Origin of the sequence: Acinetobacter sp. P8-3-8, from assembly GCF_000214135.1 — a bacterium.
In the GTDB taxonomy this organism is placed as follows: Bacteria; Pseudomonadota; Gammaproteobacteria; order Pseudomonadales; family Moraxellaceae; genus Acinetobacter.
The window spans coordinates 1-22,098 of record NZ_AFIE01000033.1 but is presented as its reverse complement, the minus strand read 5'-3'; the positions used below and the strand labels follow the sequence as shown (position 1 = coordinate 22,098).

General features: G+C 37.6%; 20 protein-coding genes and 1 pseudogene. 2 read left to right on the top strand and 19 right to left on the bottom strand.

Annotation, left to right across the window (positions count from 1 at the left end; genetic code table 11):
- Positions 1 to 9: 9 nt before the first annotated feature.
- The 11 genes from GGG_RS0113025 to GGG_RS0112975 form a co-directional block, all read right to left on the bottom strand.
- Entirely contained in the window at positions 10 to 990 is a 981-nt protein-coding gene (locus tag GGG_RS0113025; protein ID WP_010115499.1) for a DNA polymerase III subunit delta' C-terminal domain-containing protein, read from the bottom strand.
- A gap of 83 nt (positions 991 to 1,073) precedes the next feature.
- Positions 1,074 to 1,835 (bottom strand): 3-deoxy-manno-octulosonate cytidylyltransferase, encoded by a 762-nt coding sequence (gene kdsB, locus GGG_RS0113020; protein ID WP_010115497.1) that lies wholly within the window; start codon positions 1,833 to 1,835, stop codon positions 1,074 to 1,076.
- Positions 1,836 to 2,855 carry a tetraacyldisaccharide 4'-kinase gene (gene lpxK, locus GGG_RS0113015; protein ID WP_010115496.1) on the bottom strand — a complete coding sequence of 340 codons (1,020 nt, stop codon included), beginning with the start codon at positions 2,853 to 2,855 and terminating at the stop codon, positions 1,836 to 1,838. It lies immediately after the preceding gene.
- Between the two features lie 6 nt (positions 2,856 to 2,861).
- Positions 2,862 to 4,592: a lipid A export permease/ATP-binding protein MsbA gene (msbA, locus tag GGG_RS0113010; RefSeq protein WP_010115495.1), complete on the bottom strand. Its 1,731-nt coding sequence runs from the start codon at positions 4,590 to 4,592 to the stop codon at positions 2,862 to 2,864.
- A 3-nt stretch (positions 4,593 to 4,595) separates the two neighbouring features.
- Complete coding sequence (locus GGG_RS0113005) at positions 4,596 to 5,018, bottom strand: biopolymer transporter ExbD (protein WP_010115494.1); 423 nt, start codon at positions 5,016 to 5,018, stop codon at positions 4,596 to 4,598.
- A gap of 21 nt (positions 5,019 to 5,039) precedes the next feature.
- Positions 5,040 to 5,672: a MotA/TolQ/ExbB proton channel family protein gene (locus GGG_RS0113000; protein ID WP_010115493.1), complete on the bottom strand. Its 633-nt coding sequence runs from the start codon at positions 5,670 to 5,672 to the stop codon at positions 5,040 to 5,042.
- A gap of 36 nt (positions 5,673 to 5,708) precedes the next feature.
- Positions 5,709 to 6,599: a ParB/RepB/Spo0J family partition protein gene (locus GGG_RS0112995; protein WP_010115491.1), complete on the bottom strand. Its 891-nt coding sequence runs from the start codon at positions 6,597 to 6,599 to the stop codon at positions 5,709 to 5,711.
- Positions 6,596 to 7,378, bottom strand: a complete 783-nt coding sequence (locus tag GGG_RS0112990; protein ID WP_010115490.1) for a ParA family protein — start codon at positions 7,376 to 7,378, stop codon at positions 6,596 to 6,598. Before GGG_RS0112990 ends, GGG_RS0112995 begins: the two co-directional genes overlap by 4 nt.
- A 25-nt stretch (positions 7,379 to 7,403) precedes the next feature.
- The gene (rsmG, locus tag GGG_RS0112985) at positions 7,404 to 8,036 is read right to left on the bottom strand and encodes a 16S rRNA (guanine(527)-N(7))-methyltransferase RsmG (RefSeq protein ID WP_010115489.1); all 633 of its coding nucleotides are present in this window, start codon (positions 8,034 to 8,036) and stop codon (positions 7,404 to 7,406) included.
- Positions 8,037 to 8,193: 157 nt separating this feature from the next.
- Positions 8,194 to 8,883: an N-acetylmuramate alpha-1-phosphate uridylyltransferase MurU gene (gene murU, locus GGG_RS0112980; RefSeq protein ID WP_010115488.1), complete on the bottom strand. Its 690-nt coding sequence runs from the start codon at positions 8,881 to 8,883 to the stop codon at positions 8,194 to 8,196.
- A complete protein-coding gene (locus GGG_RS0112975; protein ID WP_010115487.1) occupies positions 8,883 to 9,896 on the bottom strand; it encodes an aminoglycoside phosphotransferase family protein in 1,014 nt (337 codons plus the stop codon). The genes murU and GGG_RS0112975 overlap by 1 nt, the downstream gene beginning before the upstream one ends.
- A gap of 119 nt (positions 9,897 to 10,015) precedes the next feature.
- On the opposite strand from GGG_RS0112975, the gene GGG_RS0112970 reads away from it, so the two are divergent.
- Both GGG_RS0112970 and GGG_RS0112965 read left to right on the top strand, forming a co-directional pair.
- Positions 10,016 to 12,451 carry an LPS-assembly protein LptD gene (locus GGG_RS0112970; RefSeq protein WP_010115485.1) on the top strand — a complete coding sequence of 812 codons (2,436 nt, stop codon included), beginning with the start codon at positions 10,016 to 10,018 and terminating at the stop codon, positions 12,449 to 12,451.
- The gene (locus tag GGG_RS0112965; RefSeq protein ID WP_010115484.1) at positions 12,451 to 13,767 is read left to right on the top strand and encodes a peptidylprolyl isomerase; all 1,317 of its coding nucleotides are present in this window, start codon (positions 12,451 to 12,453) and stop codon (positions 13,765 to 13,767) included. The genes GGG_RS0112970 and GGG_RS0112965 overlap by 1 nt, the downstream gene beginning before the upstream one ends.
- 644 nt (positions 13,768 to 14,411) lie before the next feature.
- On the opposite strand, the gene hfq is transcribed toward GGG_RS0112965, so the two are convergent.
- The 8 genes and pseudogenes from hfq to GGG_RS21370 all read right to left on the bottom strand — a co-directional run.
- Positions 14,412 to 14,927 (bottom strand): RNA chaperone Hfq, encoded by a 516-nt coding sequence (gene hfq, locus GGG_RS0112960; RefSeq protein ID WP_010115483.1) that lies wholly within the window; start codon positions 14,925 to 14,927, stop codon positions 14,412 to 14,414.
- A gap of 90 nt (positions 14,928 to 15,017) precedes the next feature.
- On the bottom strand, positions 15,018 to 15,962 hold the full coding sequence (miaA, locus tag GGG_RS0112955; RefSeq protein WP_010115482.1) for a tRNA (adenosine(37)-N6)-dimethylallyltransferase MiaA: 945 nt from the start codon (positions 15,960 to 15,962) through the stop codon (positions 15,018 to 15,020).
- 6 nt (positions 15,963 to 15,968) lie between these two features.
- A complete protein-coding gene (mutL, locus tag GGG_RS0112950; protein ID WP_010115481.1) occupies positions 15,969 to 18,035 on the bottom strand; it encodes a DNA mismatch repair endonuclease MutL in 2,067 nt (688 codons plus the stop codon).
- Between the two features lie 202 nt (positions 18,036 to 18,237).
- Complete coding sequence (tsaE, locus tag GGG_RS0112945) at positions 18,238 to 18,708, bottom strand: tRNA (adenosine(37)-N6)-threonylcarbamoyltransferase complex ATPase subunit type 1 TsaE (RefSeq protein ID WP_029574578.1); 471 nt, start codon at positions 18,706 to 18,708, stop codon at positions 18,238 to 18,240.
- 154 nt (positions 18,709 to 18,862) lie between these two features.
- The gene (locus GGG_RS0112940) at positions 18,863 to 20,173 is read right to left on the bottom strand and encodes an aminotransferase class I/II-fold pyridoxal phosphate-dependent enzyme (protein WP_010115479.1); all 1,311 of its coding nucleotides are present in this window, start codon (positions 20,171 to 20,173) and stop codon (positions 18,863 to 18,865) included.
- Between the two features lie 32 nt (positions 20,174 to 20,205).
- Positions 20,206 to 20,904, bottom strand: coding sequence for a glutamine amidotransferase (locus GGG_RS0112935; protein WP_010115477.1), 699 nt, complete (start codon positions 20,902 to 20,904; stop codon positions 20,206 to 20,208).
- Between the two features lie 9 nt (positions 20,905 to 20,913).
- The gene (locus GGG_RS0112930) at positions 20,914 to 21,882 is read right to left on the bottom strand and encodes a diiron oxygenase (RefSeq protein WP_010115475.1); all 969 of its coding nucleotides are present in this window, start codon (positions 21,880 to 21,882) and stop codon (positions 20,914 to 20,916) included.
- Positions 21,883 to 21,892: 10 nt separating this feature from the next.
- Positions 21,893 to 22,098: pseudogene (locus tag GGG_RS21370) on the bottom strand (aspartate aminotransferase family protein); the annotation flags it as partial.

Genomic DNA, 22,098 nt, shown 5'->3' with positions numbered 1-22,098 from the left:
ATTCAAATGTTATGACACATTCATCAATTGAATTGATAATTGATCAACAATCAGATTTGTTTGTACATTTTGATCTACTTTTAACTTGGATTTTTGTAAATCTTCATAAATTAAAAATAAATTTTGCAAAGTGTATTGCTCTGCAATGGTACTTAGATCTATATCATCATTTTTAACTGCTTGATTCAGCTTGACACAAATTATATCCGACAACAAGTATTCAAACATCTGCAAAAAATCAGAAAAACTTAATTCTTTATTCCACTTCGTCGCAAACTGTAAAGGCATACTTTTTTGCAGAACCAGTCTTTGCCAATCTTGCAAAAATTCAGCTCTACGATTTAACCAATCCAACTGTGCCAGCGCTAAAGCCTGTAAAGGCATATGATTCGATAAATTCAAAAGTAGCGGAATTTTTGCCTGCATTTCAATTGGAAGATGTTGTTTTAAATACTCATCTGATTGAGCTGAAGTGATACGATCCATGGCAAAATGCTGTAAACGACTGCGAATCGTCGCTGGAAGTTTAAGATAATGATCTGCCAACAGAATAATCAGCACTCGATCACCCGGCTCTTCCAAGGTTTTCAATAAGGCATTGGCTGAAGCAATATTTAACGCCTCAGCAGGTTCAATCACAATAACACGCCAACCATCTACGGTTTGTTGTACAAATGGTAGTAAATCACGAATCTTCTCAATCTTAATTTTTGCGTTTTGCTTTTTATTGTCTTCATCAGTCGTGATATTGACATAATTCGGATGAGTATCTGATTTTAACCACTGACAACTACTGCACTCACCGCAAGCACCTGTAGCAGTTTTATTTAAACACAACACCCAAGACAAAAAATGTTGTGCAAATTCATGTTTACCACAACCCTTCTTACCATAGAACAATAAACCATGCCCTAGTTGTGGGAAGCGCCCTGTAAGCGTTTCCCAAACGGGCTGTTGCCATGGATAAACTTGAGATTGAGCAACATCCATCGATCATTAACCTAAAAAGCCATTATTTAAAACTATAATTGATGCAAATAAATACGTTTATTTAACATAAAAAACAAACTGAATCAGGCGAATGCAGAGATATCCATCGCATTTAAACGGTCTAAATCTGCTTGAGTATCTACACCCGGTGGTAAATTCACTTGCGCAATGTCAATTGCAATACGATGACCATTTTCCAAGACACGTAATTGCTCAAGACTTTCCAATTGCTCTAAGGTCCCCACATCCCAAGTCACATATTCTTGAAGTAGTTTTACACGATAAGCATATAAACCCAAATGACGATACGCATGTTGATGTAGCTTTTGTTCAGCTTGTTTTACACCTTCACGATCATATGGAATTGTTGCACGACTAAAATACAGCGCTTCATTGAACTTTGACATCACCACCTTTACGATGCTATCTCGTTGAAATTCTTCGAGCTGATATATAGGTTCACACAAAGTGGACATTGAGCATTGTGGTTTTTCTTCCAACAATTTAGCCACTTGAATCACCAATTCAGCAGGCAATAAAGGCTCATCGCCCTGCACATTAACAATAATATCGTCTTCTGCCCAACCTTTAATTCGTGCAACTTCACTTAAACGATCTGTACCTGAAGGATGATTTGAACTGGTAATAACCACATCAACCCCTTCTGCACGACATAAGTCCACAATACGCTGATCATCTGTAGCAACGCACAAATCATCAAAACCCTGTACTTTTCGAGCCTGATCCACAACACGTAAAATCATGGCACGACCATGAATTTCTAAAAGTGGTTTCCCAGGTAAACGTGAGCTTGCAAAACGAGCAGGAATAACAATATGTTTCATCTAAGAACCTTGTATTAGATCAATACCAAGTTGAGTAAGTTGTTTATGAAGTAACTGATAGCATTGTTCAGATAATACTGCTTCAACTGGAACAATCCAGATTTCACGATTAAATGCAGGATGTTTATTTAACAATGGTAATAATTTAACAGCATCTTTTTCAGTGGTGATAATCGGGTTCGAATCTTCAAACTGTAAATCATCAATTTCATAATCATAATGATCTGGAAATTCATGGCATTGGAATTGATGAACACCAATACTGTCTAAAGTCTTATAAAAACGTTGCGGAAAACCAATACCCACCACCGCATAAAAATCTTGATTTGCATCAAAGCGTTCAGACTGATCAAACAGCGGATTGAGCAAATAAGGTTCTGCAACCTCTAAATGCATATTTAAATCTGATTGCGGATGCTGTGCATGTTCAATCACAGTACTGTGCTTTAAACGACTAACAGGTTCACGCAGATAGCCTTCAGGTAATATTTTTTGATTACCTAAACCACGATTATTATCCAAAACAATCCATTCAATCTGACGTTCTAAAGCCCAGTGTTGCAAACCATCATCACTAATGATCATATCTAAATCATGATGTTGCAGTAACAGTTCAATGGTTGCTTGACGGTTTCCACCGACAGCCATAGGAACATTGGTCGACTGAACAATTAAACAAGGTTCGTCTCCTACGCTATCAGGCATCGAATCTAAATTAACCAATGCAGGAAAAGGCCCTTGTCCGCCATAGCCACGACTAATCACACCCACTCGAACTTGATGCTGTTGAAGATACTTAACCAATTGAATGAGTAAAGGTGTTTTACCACTCCCTCCAACGGTAATATTGCCAATAATCATCACTGGCACAGGTGCTTTGTATTTACGTTTTAAACCGTATTGAAAGAGCTTTTTATTGAGCGTAAAACCAAACTGATAAAGCCATGACAATGGGCGCAGCACAATCAACCACTTGGCCTTCTTATTCCAAGCATTTTGAATGATCTGCGCAATAGACATGTGCAATTATTCCTCAAAATTACGTTCATGAAGTTGATAATAAGCGCCCTGCTGTGCCAATAACTCAACATGCGTACCTTTTTCTATAATACGCCCTTTATCCATAACCACAATCAAGTCTGCACTTTCAATTGTCGATAAACGATGTGCAATCACAATCGTGGTACGATCTCGATCCTGCATCGCTGCGTCAAAAGCTTTTTGAATAAAGTGTTCTGATTCATTATCGAGAGCACTGGTCGCTTCATCAAGAATCAGAATTGGTGCATCTTTTAATATTGCACGTGCGATGGCTATACGCTGACGTTGACCACCAGATAAACTCAAACCTTGCGCACCTAATGGCGTATCATAACCTTTTGGCAAAGCCATAATGAATTCATGAGCGTAGGCAGCTTTTGCAGCAGCAATCACTTGCTCATCTGTTGCAGATCCTAACTGCCCATACGCAATATTTTCACGCACAGTTCGGTCAAACAACACCACTTGCTGATTCACCATTGCAATTTGCGAACGTAAACATTTGAGCTCAATATCTTGAATTGGAATGCCATCAAGATAAATCTCTCCAGAACTCACCTCTTGAAAACGCACCAGCATATTCACTAAGGAGGACTTGCCCGCACCAGAACGTCCAACCAATGCAACTGTTTGTCCAGCTTGGATATCTAAATTAAAATCGTCAATTGCTTTAACATCATCTTTATAAACCAAACCCACATGATCAAACTTAATCACACCTTGTAAGCTTGGTCGGAGTGTACCTGTATCTTCTTCTTGTGGAAGATCCAATAATTCAAATACCGAATAGGCTGCTGCCATACCACGCTGTAGCTTCTCATTAATATCAGTCAAACTTTTTACTGGCTTAGCCAACAAACCTGCCGCGGTAATAAATGCAACGAATTCACCGGCTGAGGTATTTCCTAAAATTTGTGGACGTAATGCCAGCCAAATAATAATACTCAAAGCAAAAGCCATCACCAACTGTACAAGTGGGCTATTGAGATTTTGAACCACAACCATTTTCAAGCCACGTTTTAAGTTTTCTTGTGAAGACTTATAAAAGCGTTGCTGTTCACTTTCCTCACCAGCAAAGCTCTTTACAACAGCATTACCACTCACTGTTTCTTGTACGATATGGTTCACATCACCCATGGTATTTTGAACTTGCAGAGAAAGCTTACGCAAACGCTTAGAAGCTTTACGCACTAAGAAACCGATAATAGGTACAAAAATAAAAATACACAGTGTTAAACGCCAATTGGTATACAGCAAATACCCCAACAAACCGATGGTAATTGCACCATCACGAACCAAAATCTTTAATGATTCTGATGAAGCCGCAGTCAACTGCTCCACGTTATACATGATCTTTGCAGTAATGTGACCCGATGAATTATCCAAATAATACTGCGATGGAAGTTTTAAAAGCTTGGCGTAAATTTCTTGACGAATACTAAAAACCAAACTTCTGGAAATGACTGCTGTAAAATAGCCACCCATGAATAAACCTAAACCACGGAAAAAAATCAGTAAAATAATTAATGCAGGGAACCAATCCAAATCTGCTCTATTACCGCTTTGGATTGCATCAATAATGTATTTGAGTAACTTTGCAACAGAAACTTCTGTCGCGGCATTAATACCAAATCCAACAACAACTAATAAGGCGATCCCCCAATACGGCTTTAAATACGATAAAAGGCGAACGTAAACCTTAAAATCTTGTTTCACTGATTAATAACCTCGGGATGGAACTTTAGTACTAATATTGACATTCACGAAACCTAGTTGTCCTGCGACATCCATTACTCGTATAACATCTTGATGTGTTGCTTTTGCATCTGCAGCAATGATAAACATTAGATCACGACGATCATTGGCTGCTTGTTTGATTGCAGTACTCAAATCAGAACCTTCTTTACTCGAAAGTGCCTGACCATTGACTGCATAATGACCTGATGAGTCTACCATGACTTCAATTTTGTTTTTATATTCTTTTGGTGGCACACCTTGTGCATCTGGTAACGATAAGTTAATACGACTCTGCTGATTAAATGTGGTGGTCAACAACAAAATCACAAGAATAAACAATAGACAATCAATCATCGGTGTGAGATTGATATGAATATCTTCAACCGTTTTACGTCTAAATTTCATCTAAACACCCCTAATGAATGATTAACCAGCTTTCTTCTGATCTTTTTCATGGTGCTTTTGAAAAAATAAAGAGGCATGAAATAACGTCGCTTGTTGTTCCAACTCAGCCACATATTCCTGAACCAAACGCTGAAAATAACGATAAGCGAATAAAGCAGGAATTGCGATGACCATACCTGCTGCTGTGGTAATCAGTGCTTTTGAAATACCTGGAATCATCATGGTTGGATTTGCGGTCGAACCTAAATCAATCACCAAGAATGACTCAATAATTCCAACAACTGTACCCAATAGACCCAGTAAAGGTGCAACTGCGCTCAATGTACCTAGAAAATTAATATTTTTTTCTAAATAACCAATTTCACGTGAAGCACTGGCTTCCATCTGCGCACGTGCATAATCCTCACCTTGAGAATAAGCATCTATGCCATCTTTAAAAATATAACCTAAAGATGTTTGACCAGCAGTTTTATCTTGCTCTAAAACATCGAGCACATCATCCAAACTGCGACCTTTTTGCATCATCAACGATTTAGGGAGAACCAAAGATCGTTTTAACCGTATAAACCTCTCGATCGAGATTGCTACAGTAAAAATTGAACATAAAACCAATGGCAGCATTAACCAGCCGCCAGCCTTTACAAGTTCCCACATCTTTCGTTCCCCAATTTTATAAAACCGTTTAAAAAATTATTTTTCTGCTAAACAGATATTTAAAATGCCATCCAATTCATCCAATGAATTATAGCTAATGACTAATTTCCCTTTACCTTGCTTGTTGTAATCTATTTTCACACTTGCACTAAAACGTTCAGCTAACTTTTGAGTCAGTTGTTGTACATCAGGTGCTTGTGGATCTTTAGATTTTTCCTGTTTCGGCTCATTCCAGTCACGAACCAATTGCTCAGTCTGACGAACAGATAAACTTTTCTCAATCACAATTTTTGCAATTTGCAATTGATCTTTGGCTTTCATGGTCAAAATTGCACGGGCATGTCCCATATCAATTTGACCTTGTTGCATCAACGCTTTAATCTCTTCTTCAAGACTGAGCAAACGCAGTAAATTACTGACTGTTGTACGTGCTTTACCTACAGTATCGGCAATTTCTTGATGGCTTAAACCAAATTCTTCATGAAAACGCTGCAATGCCAAAGCTTGATCAATCGGATTCAAATCTTGACGTTGAATATTTTCAATCAATGCCAATGCAATCGCGACTTGATCGGTTAAATCACGCACAATCGCAGGAATCTCAGTCAATCCAGCCAACTGTGCAGCTCGCCAGCGACGCTCACCTGCAATAATTTCATACGCAAAATCTTCATCATCGATTGGTCGAATCACAATCGGCTGCATCACACCATGTTTTTTAATTGATGCTGCAAGCTCTTGTAAATCTTGCTCATTGATAAAGCGACGTGGTTGATAGGTACCACGCTTTAATTGAGTCACATCAATTTGCTTTAATTGACCATGATCAAGTGCCTGAACTTCAAGCTGTAATTTTTCTTTTTGGATTGAACCTAATAACGCATCTAAGCCACGACCTTTAGCCAAGCCTCTTTTTTTAACGGTCATGCTTTACTTCCTTTTTTCACTTTACTTTTTTTCAACATTTCAGCTGCTAAATTTAAATATGCAATTGCACCTTTAGAGCTTTTTTCAAAATAGATAATCGGCAAACCATGCGCAGGCGCTTCTGCCAAACGTACATTTCGTGGAATGACGGTATCATACAACTTCTTACCGAAATATTGCTCTAACTCTGTAGAAACATCACGAGTCAACGCATTACGTGCATCATACATGGTACGCAATACACCAATGATTTCCAAATCAGGATTGAGCGCTTGCTGAATTTTATCAATGGTTTGAGTTAAATCAGCCAACCCTTCCAAAGCATAATATTCACATTGCATTGGAATCATCACACTGTGTACCGCAGTCAAAGCATTGACTGTGATCAGACTCAAACTTGGCGCACAGTCAACGATGATATAGTCAAAATCTTTTTCAATTTTTTTTAATGCATCACGGAGAATAAATTCACGGCCTTCTTGTTCTGCAATAACAAGCTCTACACCTGCCAAATCACGATTAGAGCCTAAGACTTTATAACCCACTTCTGCCTTCGTGATCGCAGTTTCAATCGGTGTTTCGCCCAATAGAACATCAGTTACAGAATACAATAAATCGTTTTTTTGAATACCTGAACCCATCGTGGCATTGCCTTGCGAGTCCATATCTACCAATAACACACGTTTTTTTAAGACTGCCAAAGATGCAGCCAAATTCACTGCTGTCGTGGTTTTACCGACGCCACCTTTTTGGTTTGCGATAGCAATAATTTGAGCCATGGTAACCCCAATCCTTGTCTGTTTTTTAGATCTGTTTTAATAAAAGTAAGTGACGTTGTTCATCTAGTCTAGGAACATTCAATTCAATAATGTCGCAACTATATTGATCTTTTAATGCATCAACTTCTTCAGTTGGAATCAAACCTTTCATCGAAGCAATAATACTGCTTGCATGCATATAAGGTTGTGATGCAGCAACAAAATCGGTTAATGATGCAAATGCACGACTGGTGATCACATCAAATTGACCTAATTCATTTATGCTGTCTTCATTTTCAACACGCGTTTGAACTGCAATCACATTTTTTAATTTTAGGTCTGCAATAAACTGTTTCAGAAAACGAATTTTCTTACCATTTGAATCCAATAAAACACATTGGCGTTCAGGTTGACATAATGCAATGATCATTCCAGGCATACCACCACCTGTACCGATATCCAGTAAACGACCTGCTGGTAAATCATTCAAAATACTTAAACTATCCAATAAATGTTTCACCAACATTTCTTTTGGATCACGAATCGCTGTTAGATTATAAGCTTTGTTCCACAGCACAAGTGCATCTTGGTACTGTAACAACAATCCCAATGCTTCATCACTTAGTTTTAAGCCAAGCTTTTGACTGCCTTGCTTTAACTCTTGAAAAAATGGATGCATAATCAAATAACATCTCTAAAAAATTAGCTGAAAGTATACCGATTTCTCGCCCGTGGAACAGTAGTTAACGACGAGTTAATACGCACTTAAGCGTATTAACTTTCACTTATAAGCACTTTTAAAGCTGATAAACCCTTTTAAAGCTTATAAATTGTTTTTAAAGGTATGCACCTTGTCGAATTTGCAAATCTAGCGTAGTTAAACGTTCAGGTGTTCCTACATCAACCCATGCTGCTTGCATTTTCTCAGCAGAAATTTTGCCATCCAACATGCCTTGCTTTAATAAAGGTGCAAGTGGTCGCTTACCTGTTTCCAAACCATCAAACATTTTAGGGTTAATCACCGCAACGCCACTATAAGTGAGGTTCTCACCTTGCTGTGCTTGATCAAAAGTATATGCACGACCGTTTGCTAAGGTAAAATCACCATCAGGATGCTGTTCTGGATTGGTCACAAAAACCAAGTGTGCTAAATCATCACCGAGATCTATATTTAACAACGATGCAAAATCAAAAGTTGTCCAAACATCACCATTGACTAAAATAAAAGGCTGACTGCCCAATAAAGGCAAAGCATTGATAATTCCACCTGCTGTTTCTAAGCCTTCATCTTCACGTGTCCAGCGAATAGTCACACCGAACTGCGAACCATCACCTAAAGTACCAATCAACTGATCAGCCAACCATGCGGAATTGATCACGATTTCTGTTACACCAATCGCCTTTAACTTTTCGATATGCCATACGATCAATGCTTTCCCGCCCACTTCTAAAAGTGGTTTAGGTCTATATAAAGTCAAAGGTCGCATGCGATTACCCAACCCCGCAGCTAAGATCATTGCCTTCATTATGCTACAACCTCATATTTTCCATATTTTTCTTCAAATTTAGGCAGTACCTTAGCATTGATAAACTGCATAAAAGGTTGTAATTCTGCATATGGTTTCGATTCTTCAAGTAAATACCACATCACACGAGGTAAATCCTTCAGATAACCTGACTTACCATCACGTTCAAATAAACGCACAAAAATGCCTAAAATTTTGATATGACGTTGAATTGCCATCAAATCCGCATCATGCTTAAACTGTTCAAAATCACGATCTTGTTTGGCTGACGCAGGCAATAAGTCATAAAACACTTCAAACCATTGATAAACACGCGCAGGATTCCACTGCACATAAGCATCACGGGTAATTGAAATCAAATCATAAGTATCTGCGCCGATAACTGCATCCTGAAAATCAATCACACCTTGCTCTGTTTCACCGTCTAAAACCATCAAGTTACGACTGTGAAAATCACGATGTACGATCACTTGCGGTTGTACCAATGCAGCATTCGCAAGAATCGCGAAAGTGCGCTTGATTAATGCAAGCTCGTCTGCTGTTGGCTGGATGTGTAACGAAGGCAATAACCAATCTGTTAACAACTCCATTTCCGAAATTAATTTTTCATAGGCGTATTCAGGTAAATGCGAAGCGCCAACAATTGACTGCAATTGCACCAACTGTTTAAAACTTTGCGCATAGTGTGCATCTACAGTTTGGTCATTGAGCTGTGTAGACAGCAAAACATCACCAAAGTCTTCTAACAATAGAAATCCATTTTCCAAGTCTTTCGCAACAATATGCGGTACACGTACGCCATTTGTGTCAAAGAATTCATCAATAGACACAAAAGGACGACAATCTTCCTTCTCAGGAGGTGCATCCATGAGCATAAATGTTTTATTATTCAATATAATTCGTGCATAACGACGGAAACTCGCATCGCCTGCTAAAAAATGGATTTCAAATTGTTCTGAATTGAGTACTGATGTTAACCATGTTTGTATCAATTGTTCACGTTGTGTATTCATTTGCAATTTAATCTAATTCAGGCTGAATTTTTGAAGTGTTAAGTGTAGCTACTTATCGACTTTTTCTCTATGATGCGACAATAATTAATTGCGATTAGCATATTTGGTTAATGAGACAAATGAAGCATCAGTTTAAATTTAATCCTTTAGCGACTGCTATTTTGACACTTCTTTGTGGAAGTTCAGTATCCAGCTATGCAGAATCAACAAATACTGCCTCTGAAGTCGATAATACGCAACTCAATGCTGCCATCAAAGAAAGTTATGCTGGGCAAAACTTTTTTGAACAATATTATGTTGATAAAAATACCCCTGAGGCTCAAATTCGCGATTCTAAAAATTTAAGTAATCGTTATTGTGAAGGCGTATGGATCACTCCTTTTAGCAACCAGTCTAAAGCTGCGAATCCGCAAGAAGCATCATCTGTCATTACAGCAGATAAAGGCTACTTCAACCCGAATGGGGATTCAATCCTTTCTGGTGATGTGGTGATCGACCAAGCTGGACGCATGATTCGTGCAGATGAAGTAACGATTGATAAATCACAAACCTATGCCAAAGCCAAAGGTAATGTGCAAATGGCCCAAGGTGGCATCATTGCACAAAGTGACCAAATAAATTACAACTTAAAAGATGAAACAGGTCAGCTAGATAACAGTTTCTATATTGCTGAAGTTACGCATGCGCATGGCTATGCCAATAAAATTGAAAGAACATCACCGACCAAAATTGTCTTAGAAAATGCCAGCTATACCACTTGTCCACCTGACGAAAAACCGACTTGGAAAATTCAAGCAAATCAAATTGAATTAGATCAAGATACCGGTCGTGGTGTGACACGCGGCACTAAGCTTTATGTGAAAGATGTACCCGTTCTTGCTGTACCTTATTTCAACTTCCCAATTGATGATCGCCGTACCACAGGGATTTTAAATCCAGGTTTTGGCTTTACCAATGACGGTGGTTTTGAACTTGCTGTTCCTGTTTATTTAAACCTTGCCCCGAATTATGATGCAACCGTTACGCCAAGATTAATCACAGATCGTGGCATATTCGCTCAAGGTGAATTCCGTTATTTAACAGAAAATTATGGTAAAGGTATGATCTCGGGAAGTTATTTACCTTCCGATCGTGAATACCAAGATCAAGACCGTAAAGACTTCCATTTTTTGCACAATTGGCAAATTAACAAGCAGTGGGCAACCAACTTAGAATATAACTATGTATCAGATAAAGACTTCTTTTCTGATCTAGATAATAATCCAAACTCAAGAACAGAGCTTAACCAACGCCGTGCTTGGGAATTGAATTATGCGCATGGTATTCCCGGTTTAAAAGCGCAGTTGAAAGTCGAAGATTTCCAGACACTGGATGATACCATTCCAGATGTTGATAAACCTTATGCTCGATTACCTCAATTCTTACTCAATTATGTTACGGGTAATCCACAAGGTTTAGAATACGAGTTTAATAACGATACAGCCTACTTCCAAAAAGACATCAATGACTCAACAGATGTCAATCAACCAAGTGGTACACGTTTATATAACCAATTCGCAACACGCTACAATTTCCGTAATCCGTGGGCATTTGCAATTCCTGAAGTTTCTGTTCGTAGTTTAAATACCTATTATGATCAGGAAACTGAACAAAGACTCGGTTCAGACAATAAAACTAAGTCTATTGTCGTACCACAGTTTACATTGGATACAGGATTAACCTTTGAAAAAGAAGGAAAATTCTTACAAACCATTACACCACGTGCATTCTATGCTTATGCACCTTATGAGAATCAAAAAGGTAATCCAAACTTTGATTCGACCTCTGCATCGATCAACTATGACCAGTTATTTAGCCCATATCGTTTTTATGGACATGACCGTTTAGAAGACAACAACTTCTTGTCTTTGGGTTTAAGTTATAGCCTTTTTGATACGATTGGTTTAGAACGTTTACGTGCCAGTATTGGGCAAAGTTATTATTTCGACGATCGTCGAGTAACCTTGCTGAATAGTGCAGATAATATCGATACAGAAAAACGTACTGGTCCTGTCATTAGCCTTTCAAGTCAGCTTTCTCAGAATTTCACATTCAGCACTAACTCTGCGTGGATGTCGAATGGCGATAGCGCTCAACATGATTTCCAACTGTATTACACAGGTGAAAAAGGCAACCTTTACAACGTCGGGTATTTCTATAGAAATGACCTTCCAGATCGCCAAGATAAATACGATCAAGCTGTTGCATCGTTTATGCAACCGATTAAAGACAATTGGCGCATCATGGGACATATTCAATATGACCTTGACAACCATGTCGCACGTGAATATTTATTAGGTGTGAATTATGAGTCTTGTTGTTGGGGCGTATCTGTATACGGTCGCTCTTATTTCAATGACCTAGACGATGTAAATGATTCTTCTGTTTCGCCTAAACGTGCAGTGATGGCAGAACTAACCTTAAAAGGACTCGGTGGTTTAAACAACAAATTAAGCTCATTACTTCAAAATCGTATTTTAGGTTTTGATAAAGCTAATCAATCTTGGACACATTAATGAAGACGCAAAAATTTAAAAAATTGTTTAAAGCTTCTAGCTTAGCTTTACTCATCTCAGCTTCTGCTTTCTCTTATGCTGCACCGAGCGATCAAATTGTCGCAGTTGTTGGTACAACCGCCATTTTAAAAAGTGATTTAGATCAAGGTGTTGCTGAGGCTACACATAAACTTCAAGCACAGAAAAAAGAAGTTCCTCCACAAAATATTTTACAAATTCAAGTGCTCAATCAACTGATCACACATGATGCTCAACTTGAATTGGTTAAAAAATACGGCTTGAAAGCTGATGAAAAAAGTTTAAATGAAGCTGTCTTAAAAGTTGCTCAGCAGTCTGGTGCAAATTCATTAGAAGCGTTCCAACAAAAATTAGATTCAGTTGCTCCTGGTACATATGAAATGCTACGCGAACGCGTTTCAGAAGATTTACTGATTCAAAAACTCAGTCAACAACAGGTGATGTCTCGTATTAAAATCACTGACTTAGACGTTGAAAATTTCTTAAAATCACCTGAAGGTCAGGCTGCTGTTGGTAGTCAGGCACATGTACTACACATGCGTGTTGCAGGTGAAGCACCTGTTGCTGAACTAGAAAGTGTAGCGAAAACTGTTCGTACAGATTTAAAAGACAGCAATGATGTCAATGCTATCGGTAAAAAATTCAGCACAGCTCAAATCAAAGTGGATGGTGCAGATATGGGCTTCCGCCCACTCTCAGACATCCCTGCTGAACTTGCTGCACGAGTGAGTACCTTACAAGCAGGACAAACCACTGATTTGATTCAAGCAAAAGATGGGATTCATATCTTAAAGCTGGTTGAAAAGAAATCGAATGATCAAAAAGCGTTGGTTCCACAATACAACACACGTCATATTCTGATTAAAACATCAGAAGTCGTCAGCCCTGAAAATGCAAAGCAGATGATTGATAGCATTTATAATCGTTTAAAAGCAGGTGAAGATTTTGCTACGCTCGCATCAACCTATTCAAACGATCCTGGTTCAGCACGTGATGGTGGTAGCCTAGGTTGGGTTAGCCCTGGCATGATGGTACCTGAGTTTGATAAGACCATGCAAAGTGCCACTGTAGGTGAAGTCAGCAAGCCTTTTGAAACACAGTTTGGCTGGCACATCCTGCAAGTTGTAGATACGCGTAAGCAAGATATGACCAGTGAATATCAAAAACGTATGGCGCGTCAAATTCTAGGCGAACGTCAATTCGAATCAGAATATGACGGCTGGATTCGTGAACTACGTGCAAATACATATATTGAAATTAAAGATCCTAGCTTAGATCCTAAAAAGAACGAAAGCTAGGATTTAGACAATACAAAAAACCAGTTTTTATAGCTGGTTTTTTATATCACTATACCCATCTCCCTCTAAACCATAATGACTCTGAATCAATTTATATTCTTAAATGGCGATCACGATTATCTGACTAACCTGAGTTCGGGATAAGATATGTTCCCAGCTATATGATACGCGGAAATGTCAGTCGCATTGTTTGAGACATGAGGAATATATTCCGCAAGATCTGTAATATATTGTTTTTGCGATATATTAGGTACTTGATGGTATCTGTCGAGTTGGCGACTCTTGCGCTGCTTTAATCACAGCTCAGGTTTTACCCTTGCGTGGCAGTGCCACTCATCCCGAAAGCCTTGCGAGGTAGTACCTCTCAGGTCGAACCTGAACAAGATTGAAATATATTTCAAGCGAAGTGCAAGACGAAGTGGGTTAATCCTTGCATCTGCCTTTAAACGGTGAAACTCCGCTGTGCCTGATCTATCTTTTCAATAACTTACATCAAAATCTATCCCGAACTGACGTGACTATTATCTAATCGCATCGCTTTATCTTGAGTTAGGAATACGCAAATATTCACTTATTTAAAAACTAAGTACAAAAAAAGACGCCATTAAGGCGTCTTTCATACAATTAGATCTTACAATCAAAAATTAACGATTGTTTTCATCTTCTTGTGAATCTTCAAATTTAGTTTCGCCACCGAAGTCAGTACCTTGACCACCGAAGCCACCTTGACCACCGAAGCCACCTTGACCACCGAAGCCACCTTGACCACCGAAGCCACCTTGGCTACCGAAGCCACCTTGACCACCGAAACCACCTTGGCTACCGAAACCACCTTGACCACCAAAACTGCCTTGTTGACCACCAAAACCGCCTTGTTGACCACCACCAAAGCCGCCAGCTTGACCACCGAAGCCACCAGCAGCGCCTTGAGCACCAGCAGGAGCGCCAGCAGGACGAGGGTTACGTGCAGGTACTACAGTTGAAATCGCATGCTTATAAACCATTTGGCTTACAGTATTTTTCAACAAAACAACGTATTGGTCGAAAGATTCAATATGACCTTGTAATTTGATACCGTTTACAAGAAAAATAGAAACAGGAATACGTTCTTTACGGAGAGAATTTAAGAACGGATCTTGTAAAGTTTGACCTTTAGACATTTTATACTCCAAAAAAAATTAAAATCAGCGCAAAAACTATCTTTATTTTTCAATTAAAATTTATAAAAAAGATAGTTGTTAAATTTTGCTTTATCCGTATAAGTTTCGCAAGTCTTCTTGCGCCTGCTTTATCGTAAAAAAAGTTTTAAAATGATGCAATTCTTGCAAAGAACGCAACCAAGTGTATTGACGTTTGGCTAATTGTCGTGTCGCAAATAAAGCCTTATCACACATTTCTTGATAATTTTCTTGACTTTTATCACTGTTTTTTAAGAAATCAATAGCTTGACGATAACCAACAGAGCGAAAAGCAGGCAAATTTTCATCGAGATCGTATTTTTTCATAAGATTCTCCACCTCATTTAAAAATCCGATTTCCCACATTTTTTCCAAACGCATCTCGATACGTTTATGCAATTCTACACGGTCTGGTAGCAATGCATAATTATGAAAATTGTAACGGTATGGTTGCTTTTGAGGTTGTTCAGCTTGTAACTGTGTAATTGGGCGTCCTGTGATTTTATACACTTCCAATGCACGAATAATTCGCTGCTTATCACTCACCTTAAATTTCTCGCCCGCCAGTGGATCAACCGCTTTTAATTCATCATAAACCGCCTGCCAACCTTGGGTTTCGCCTTTCAATTCAATCGCTGCTCGAATGTCGTAGTCCGCACTAGGTAAATTAGTTGCCAAACCTTCAAGCAAGGCTTTGAAATACAACATTGTTCCACCAACCAAAATTGGGGTTTTACCACGTGCATGTATGTCATCAATCAAACGAGATGCATCTTCAACAAACTCAGCCGCAGAATAAACTTCAAGTGGTGTAATAATATCAATCAAATGATGCGGATAACGCTCCTGTTCAGCTTTTGAAGGTTTAGCTGTACCAATATCCATATCTTTAAAAACAAGCGCAGAATCAACGGAAATCAGCTCATAATTACCGTGTTCGTATAATTCACATGCCAAAGCCGTTTTACCGCTTGCAGTCGGTCCCATTAAATTGATGACGGGCAATTGATTTGACATGTACAATTACTCTCCTCGAGCAAATAATTTATCTAATTGAGTCAATGGAAAAGCACGCCAAGTTGGGCGACCATGATTACATTGACTGGCAAATTCTGTTTGTTCCATTTGACGCAATAATGCATTCATTTCAGAAAGGCTAAGCACACGGTGTGCTCTGACCGCACCATGACATGCCATGCCTGCCAAAATATGATCACGCTTTTGTTGCAATGCCTGAGCTTCATCGTTTGGATCTAAATCATTTAATAATTCAGGAACTAACGAATCAAAATCAGCTTTATGCAATATCGCAGGTACACCACGAACAATCACTTGTTCATCACCATATTGGTCGATATCCAGCCCCAATCTTTCCAATTGAGGTTTTAGTTCATCAATACGAGTGGCTTGCATACGTGTAATCGAAATTACTTTTGGAATAAGTAATTGTTGCGATGTCCAAAACTCAGGTTTATCCCAAGCTAACTTCATTTGTTGCAATAAAATACGTTCATGTGCTGCATGCATATCAACAATAATTAAACCTTCGGTATTTTGCGCAAGGATGTAAATTGCATGAAGCTGTGCAATGGCTATTCCCAATGGATATTCATCGATTGGAGATGGATTCTGCTGGGAAATGGCTTGCACTGAGCGATTATAGGATTCTTGATCGCTTAAACCTTGTGCGCCATTTTCAGTATTCTGTTGCGTATGATTTGGAGTTGCTGAATCAAATCCACGTAAAGGGGCTAAATAGCTTTTCAATGCATTATTGAGTTGCTGTGTGCCTTTATACTGTTGCTGATTTTGATGCTGATAATGCACAGTTTGTGGTGCATTTGAATGAAAATCAGTTAAACCATCATTGGAAAATTCATGACCTCGTGAAACATCAGTATTGCTTAGGCTATTTTCATTTTGCGCACTTGAATAGTCACTTACTTGCTGATTCGTTGCATCACGATGTAATTGAAATTGTTCTTGATAACGTGGTTGAGCCGCTTGCCATGCAGAAGCTTGCTCATCCTGTTTCATTGCCGATGAGAGTTCTGCTGTTGCTGTTTGGAATTGAGCAAGGGTTTCTTTGGCATAGTGACGTACAAATTCATGTACTTCACGTTGATTTAAAAACCGAATTTCATGTTTCGTCGGGTGAACATTAACATCAATATTTTCAGGATCAACTTCTAAAAATAACAAATAAGCGGATTGTTGATGACCATGTAAAATACCGTCATAGGCCATGCGTAAAGCATGCGAAATGGTTTTATCTTTGACAATACGACCATTCACATAAACATACTGCAAATCGGCTTGCGCGCGCGCATCTGAAGGATGCCCTAACCAACCTGATATACGCATATTGATACTGTCCGCATCAATCCAATAGGCATTTTCAGTAAATTGACGACCTAACAATTGCTGCACTCGCTGAAAGCGCAATTCACCACTGTCTGCAATCGGTAAGTTCAGGCGAATATTTTCATTATGTTCCAATACAAATCGAATATCGAAATGTGTCAACGCCATACGACGTACAATTTCTTCAATATGCCCAAATTCAGTGCTTGGTTTTTTTAAAAATTTGCGTCGCGCAGGCACATTAAAAAACAAATCCTGAATACGAATATGTGTACCTTGCTGTGCTGCAACGGCTTGAATATCTTGATGATCAAAAGCTGTACCATTGACTTCAAGTTGATAGCCAATACCTGAGTCATCCTGACTACTGGTCAAGGTAAGACGTGAAACAGCAGCAATCGAAGCCAATGCTTCCCCTCGAAATCCTAAGCTTACAATTGCCTGCAACTCTTCAGCAGATTGAATTTTACTGGTGGCATGTCTTGTTACTGATAATGCGAGATCTTCTGCATGAATACCACGACCATTATCAATGATTTCTATGAGCGTACTACCACCTTGCGCTACACGAATAATCAGTTCTGTAGCACCCGCATCAATTGAATTTTCAAGTAATTCTTTGACCACTGACGATGGACGTTCAATCACCTCACCTGCTGCAATTTGGTTTGCTAATGCAGGATCTAAAGTTTGGATACGTCTTAAACTGATATTTTCTCGTTGCATTCAATCAACCTAAATCATGACCATAAACAATCATAAAAACATAGAAAGTTTTTATGGTTTGGTATTCTATTCATCTTGTTTTGTAACGGCTACATTAAGCGACTTAATCATTTCAACTCAATGATATTTAATTGATTTTAAATACAATATTTAAAATCAACCTTTCTAAATAGTCATTCAAACAATCATTCAAGCCATCATTTTACTGGTTAAAATCTTGTAGGGCTGTCATCAATTCCGCTGAATGACTGGTAATTGTGACTTCACGAACCATTTCGTCATCTGTTTTTTGAATATCAATTACATGATCTGCCTGAGGTATTTCCTCACCACCTTTGGATGGCCATTCAAATAAAAATAGCGCATTTTGCACATCTAAATAGTCACGAATACCCATTAATTCAAGTTCATAGGGATCATTTAAGCGATACAAATCAAAGTGAAAAATATCTTTTCCAGCAATATTATACGGCTCTACAAGTGTATACGTTGGGCTTTTCACTGCACCCTGATGCCCTAAATTTTGTAACCAATAACGGCTCAGTGTTGTTTTACCTGCACCTAAGTCACCAATCAGATAAATCACGCCTTCTGCAATATGTTGCGCTAATTTTTGCGCTAATTTTTGCGTATCTAATTCATTGCTTAGGCTTAATTTACATGAATATTGCATGGCACTCACGACAGGTTTCAAACAAGAGCGTATGATAGCATTGCAAAGCTTTCATTGTAAAAATTAGCGCAGAAATTTTGGTTTTTCTTCGTTCAAAAATAAATATTAAAAAACCATAAACTGAGTTAGACAGGGCTTCATCTTTTTCGCTATTCTAGCCCAATTTTTCTATCATCTCAGCGAGATCATTCACCAATTGCTCTATATCTTGATCAGTTAAATCCGATAATGTAATGCGTAAACCGAATTGAGTATTATCTACAAAAAAATCCTCACCTGTACGTACAAGCCAACCTTTCTCTCGTAGTGCTTTCGCATAATATTGCGGTGTATCAAGCTCTAACCAAACATTTAAACCATCAAATTGCATGGCACATTGCAGTTTATTTTCATGCATCAAATTTACAAAAATATTATTTTTATCTGAATAATATTGCTTCACTTGTTCCAAGTGCTGTTCAAATTTTTCTGTTGTTAGTAATTGATACACAATATTTTGTAGTAAATGACTCACCCATGTTGTACCAGAATTCATTTTCTTTTCTAACAACAAAGACGTATAAGGATCACAACAAATAAAACAAAAACGTAAATCAGGACCTAAATATTTAGACACAGAGCGAAGAACAGCCCAATTTTTCGTCGTTTCTGGAATAATATGATGATACTCAGCATTAGAAATGAGTGAAAAATGATCATCAATTAAAACCAAAGTATTTGGATAATGACTTAAAATATTTTTAATTGCTGTCGCTTCACTTTCATTCAAACTATAACCCGTTGGATTATGCGCTCGAGGTGTAATAATCAACGCTTTGACATTTTTATTTAAGGCATTTTCAATATCTTCAAGATTAAAACCAGCATGATTAACTCGAATCGAATGTATTTGAAAATGATTATTTTCAAGAATTTTTATACTATTAATAAAACCAGGGTTTTCAATAGCAACATGATCTTGAGCCAATAAATATGCAGAGAGAATACGCTCAATTCCATCAATTGCGCCGTATGATAATGCTAAACGTGCATCTGAATGAATGCTCATAAGATCTGAAAAAATATTCGTTTCAGCATATTTTTTTAATTGTTCATCATATATCTCCTCCCCATACAACCCCATACGGGCACTTTGGAAATTTAAAGATTGGAGATTTGGAAGTAAATCACGATTTGGATTTCCATGCGCAATATCAATCAGTTCAGGGTTTATATTATTTTGACTCCCTTCACCACCACGTGATTTAGAATAACTTACTTGAGTTCCTAAACGTTTATTGGTTTGAATTACTCCGAGTTTCGCTAAAGCCGTATATGCAGTAGAAATTGTATTACGATTGACGTTTAAGTGCTTTGCCAACTCTCGAATATTAGGCAAGGTGTCTCCTTCCTGATAAACACCTTGTGAAATAAGAAATCGAATACTCTCTTGTATTTCTTTGGCATTCTTTCCTTGAATTTGCATAATAATATCAATTCTAATGGGCAAGGTTCACATTATATGGAACTTAAATTATTTAACCAATCTTTCAACATTAATTGCCCAGCTTGGGTTAATTCTTCACCATAAAGCAATGCATCCTGCCTTAATTTATGAATATCAATATTGGCTTTATTTAATTCACAGGTATGTCCAATTAACCATTTTTCAATCTCCTTATAATTGACTTCTGGGTGAAATTGAACAGCTAAGATATGACGTCCAATACAGAAGGCCTGATTCTGATAATAATCTGAGCTTGCTAAATGTGCTCCCTGTGTCGGTAAATCAAACGTATCTCCATGCCAATGTAAAACATGTTTACCATCTAAAAACCGTAATGGCGATGCAAGCCCTAAGTCACTGATTTGTAATGTGCTCCAGCCAATTTCTTTGTGATGCCCTGCATATACATTTGCGCCAAGTGCATCAGCAATCAATTGAGCACCTAAACAAATCCCAAAGGTTGCATAATTTTGATCTAAGCGCTGTTTGAGCAATGCTATTTCTACATTTAGAAATGGATAAGTATCCACTTCATATACACCGATTGGACCACCAAGGATGAATAGTGGCGCTTTCGAAATAAAAGCAGGCGTTAAATCATCCACACCCGCTTGAAAATAATGAATACTATAATCATGGGCTTGTAGAACATCAGAAAATATTCCTAAATCTTCAAAACCTAAATGCTGAACTACATTAATTGTTTTCATTGGCGTTCCTTATTGTATTTTGATATTTAAATCGGAGAAAATTTGTTTTGATGAATCTTTATCAAAAAGACCGACGTTTTTACATAGCTCAATTAAGTCACTACAATCGATTTTATCCAGTCCAATTTCATTGTTTGCACGACAATCATTGATTAAGACTCTATTGTTTTTAATATTTAACTGAACTAACACTCTATTCCATAAATCAAAGTCTTTATTTGCAAACCACAAAACAGATTGAGCTAACATTTTGACTAAGAATTCTTTTTGAATATCGTCCAGCTTAATCACCATCTGTTTGGTAATTTCTGTAAAAATTTTGGAATGTGCTAATTCATCGCTCCTATGTGCAGAAACAGTGGCCTTATTAAAAGGTTGAATCTCATTATTTGAACTCAATTGATCTAAATAATCACTGACAAAAATTTCTGAAACAATCGATGTGGCCAATTGAATCAATATCTTTTGCCATTCTTGCTGATAATTTTGCTGTTCATGTTGCAAATTATTTTTTAAAGAAAAATCTCCTAATGTTATATTTTTCAAATCACGTTTATATTGGCAAATTAAGTTTGCATTTTTGACCAATAGAATATGAAAAGCTTCATCAACTAAAGTTTCGCAAACCAATTTATGAATAATCGGCGATGACAATCCGGGTATTTTATTGTTTAAAATATCATTACAGCTTGGTGTAACAATATCACTCTCGATGCAAACTGTTTTTTGATTGTAAATCAACCAACCACAACTCAATACTCGGCTCTTATTCAAATCATTCAACTCTTTAAAAACATAATGATCAGAAAATGGAAGTAACTCTTCTATAAAATCAGGTTTATTAATGTCGTACTTCAAATAATCAGGTGGTTCTTTACCAACTATTGAACGCTGTCGCCAGCTATGATGAATGGTTGATAAAACTTTAATTGAGTTATTGCCATGATTTGAAATATTATCGATTAAAAAATTATTCATTATTCTCTCCTCATTGATCATGAGTATTTTTTATAAAATCATATAAACTATCACAAAAATAATGAATATCATCCTCAGTAATTAAAAATGAGGGTAATAATCTAATTACTTTACTATTTGTTATGTTAATCAAAATATTAAACTTCATTAATATTTGCTCTGCTATATCTATTATTTCATTATCTAACTCTATCTCTATCATAAGCCCTATACCTC

Excerpts from the sequence above, each read along its gene's own strand:
- mutL (WP_010115481.1), bottom strand. The coding sequence starts at position 18,035 with ATGCAACGAGAAAATATCAGTTTAAGACGTATCCAAACTTTAGATCCT.
- GGG_RS0113000 (WP_010115493.1), bottom strand. The coding sequence starts at position 5,672 with ATGTGGGAACTTGTAAAGGCTGGCGGCTGGTTAATGCTGCCATTGGTT.
- GGG_RS0112935 (WP_010115477.1), bottom strand. The coding sequence starts at position 20,904 with ATGAAAACAATTAATGTAGTTCAGCATTTAGGTTTTGAAGATTTAGGA.
- GGG_RS0113025 (WP_010115499.1), bottom strand. The coding sequence starts at position 990 with ATGGATGTTGCTCAATCTCAAGTTTATCCATGGCAACAGCCCGTTTGG.
- GGG_RS0112940 (WP_010115479.1), bottom strand. The coding sequence starts at position 20,173 with ATGCAAATTCAAGGAAAGAATGCCAAAGAAATACAAGAGAGTATTCGA.
- miaA (WP_010115482.1), bottom strand. The coding sequence starts at position 15,962 with ATGTCAAATCAATTGCCCGTCATCAATTTAATGGGACCGACTGCAAGC.
- GGG_RS0112995 (WP_010115491.1), bottom strand. The coding sequence starts at position 6,599 with ATGACCGTTAAAAAAAGAGGCTTGGCTAAAGGTCGTGGCTTAGATGCG.
- hfq (WP_010115483.1), bottom strand. The coding sequence starts at position 14,927 with ATGTCTAAAGGTCAAACTTTACAAGATCCGTTCTTAAATTCTCTCCGT.
- tsaE (WP_029574578.1), bottom strand. The coding sequence starts at position 18,708 with ATGCAATATTCATGTAAATTAAGCCTAAGCAATGAATTAGATACGCAA.
- GGG_RS0112930 (WP_010115475.1), bottom strand. The coding sequence starts at position 21,882 with ATGAATAATTTTTTAATCGATAATATTTCAAATCATGGCAATAACTCA.
- GGG_RS0112975 (WP_010115487.1), bottom strand. The coding sequence starts at position 9,896 with ATGAATACACAACGTGAACAATTGATACAAACATGGTTAACATCAGTA.
- lpxK (WP_010115496.1), bottom strand. The coding sequence starts at position 2,855 with ATGTCTATTGCGCAGATCATTCAAAATGCTTGGAATAAGAAGGCCAAG.
- GGG_RS0112990 (WP_010115490.1), bottom strand. The coding sequence starts at position 7,378 with ATGGCTCAAATTATTGCTATCGCAAACCAAAAAGGTGGCGTCGGTAAA.
- GGG_RS0113005 (WP_010115494.1), bottom strand. The coding sequence starts at position 5,018 with ATGAAATTTAGACGTAAAACGGTTGAAGATATTCATATCAATCTCACA.
- kdsB (WP_010115497.1), bottom strand. The coding sequence starts at position 1,835 with ATGAAACATATTGTTATTCCTGCTCGTTTTGCAAGCTCACGTTTACCT.
- GGG_RS0112965 (WP_010115484.1), top strand. The coding sequence starts at position 12,451 with ATGAAGACGCAAAAATTTAAAAAATTGTTTAAAGCTTCTAGCTTAGCT.
- GGG_RS0112970 (WP_010115485.1), top strand. The coding sequence starts at position 10,016 with ATGAAGCATCAGTTTAAATTTAATCCTTTAGCGACTGCTATTTTGACA.
- murU (WP_010115488.1), bottom strand. The coding sequence starts at position 8,883 with ATGAAGGCAATGATCTTAGCTGCGGGGTTGGGTAATCGCATGCGACCT.
- rsmG (WP_010115489.1), bottom strand. The coding sequence starts at position 8,036 with ATGCATCCATTTTTTCAAGAGTTAAAGCAAGGCAGTCAAAAGCTTGGC.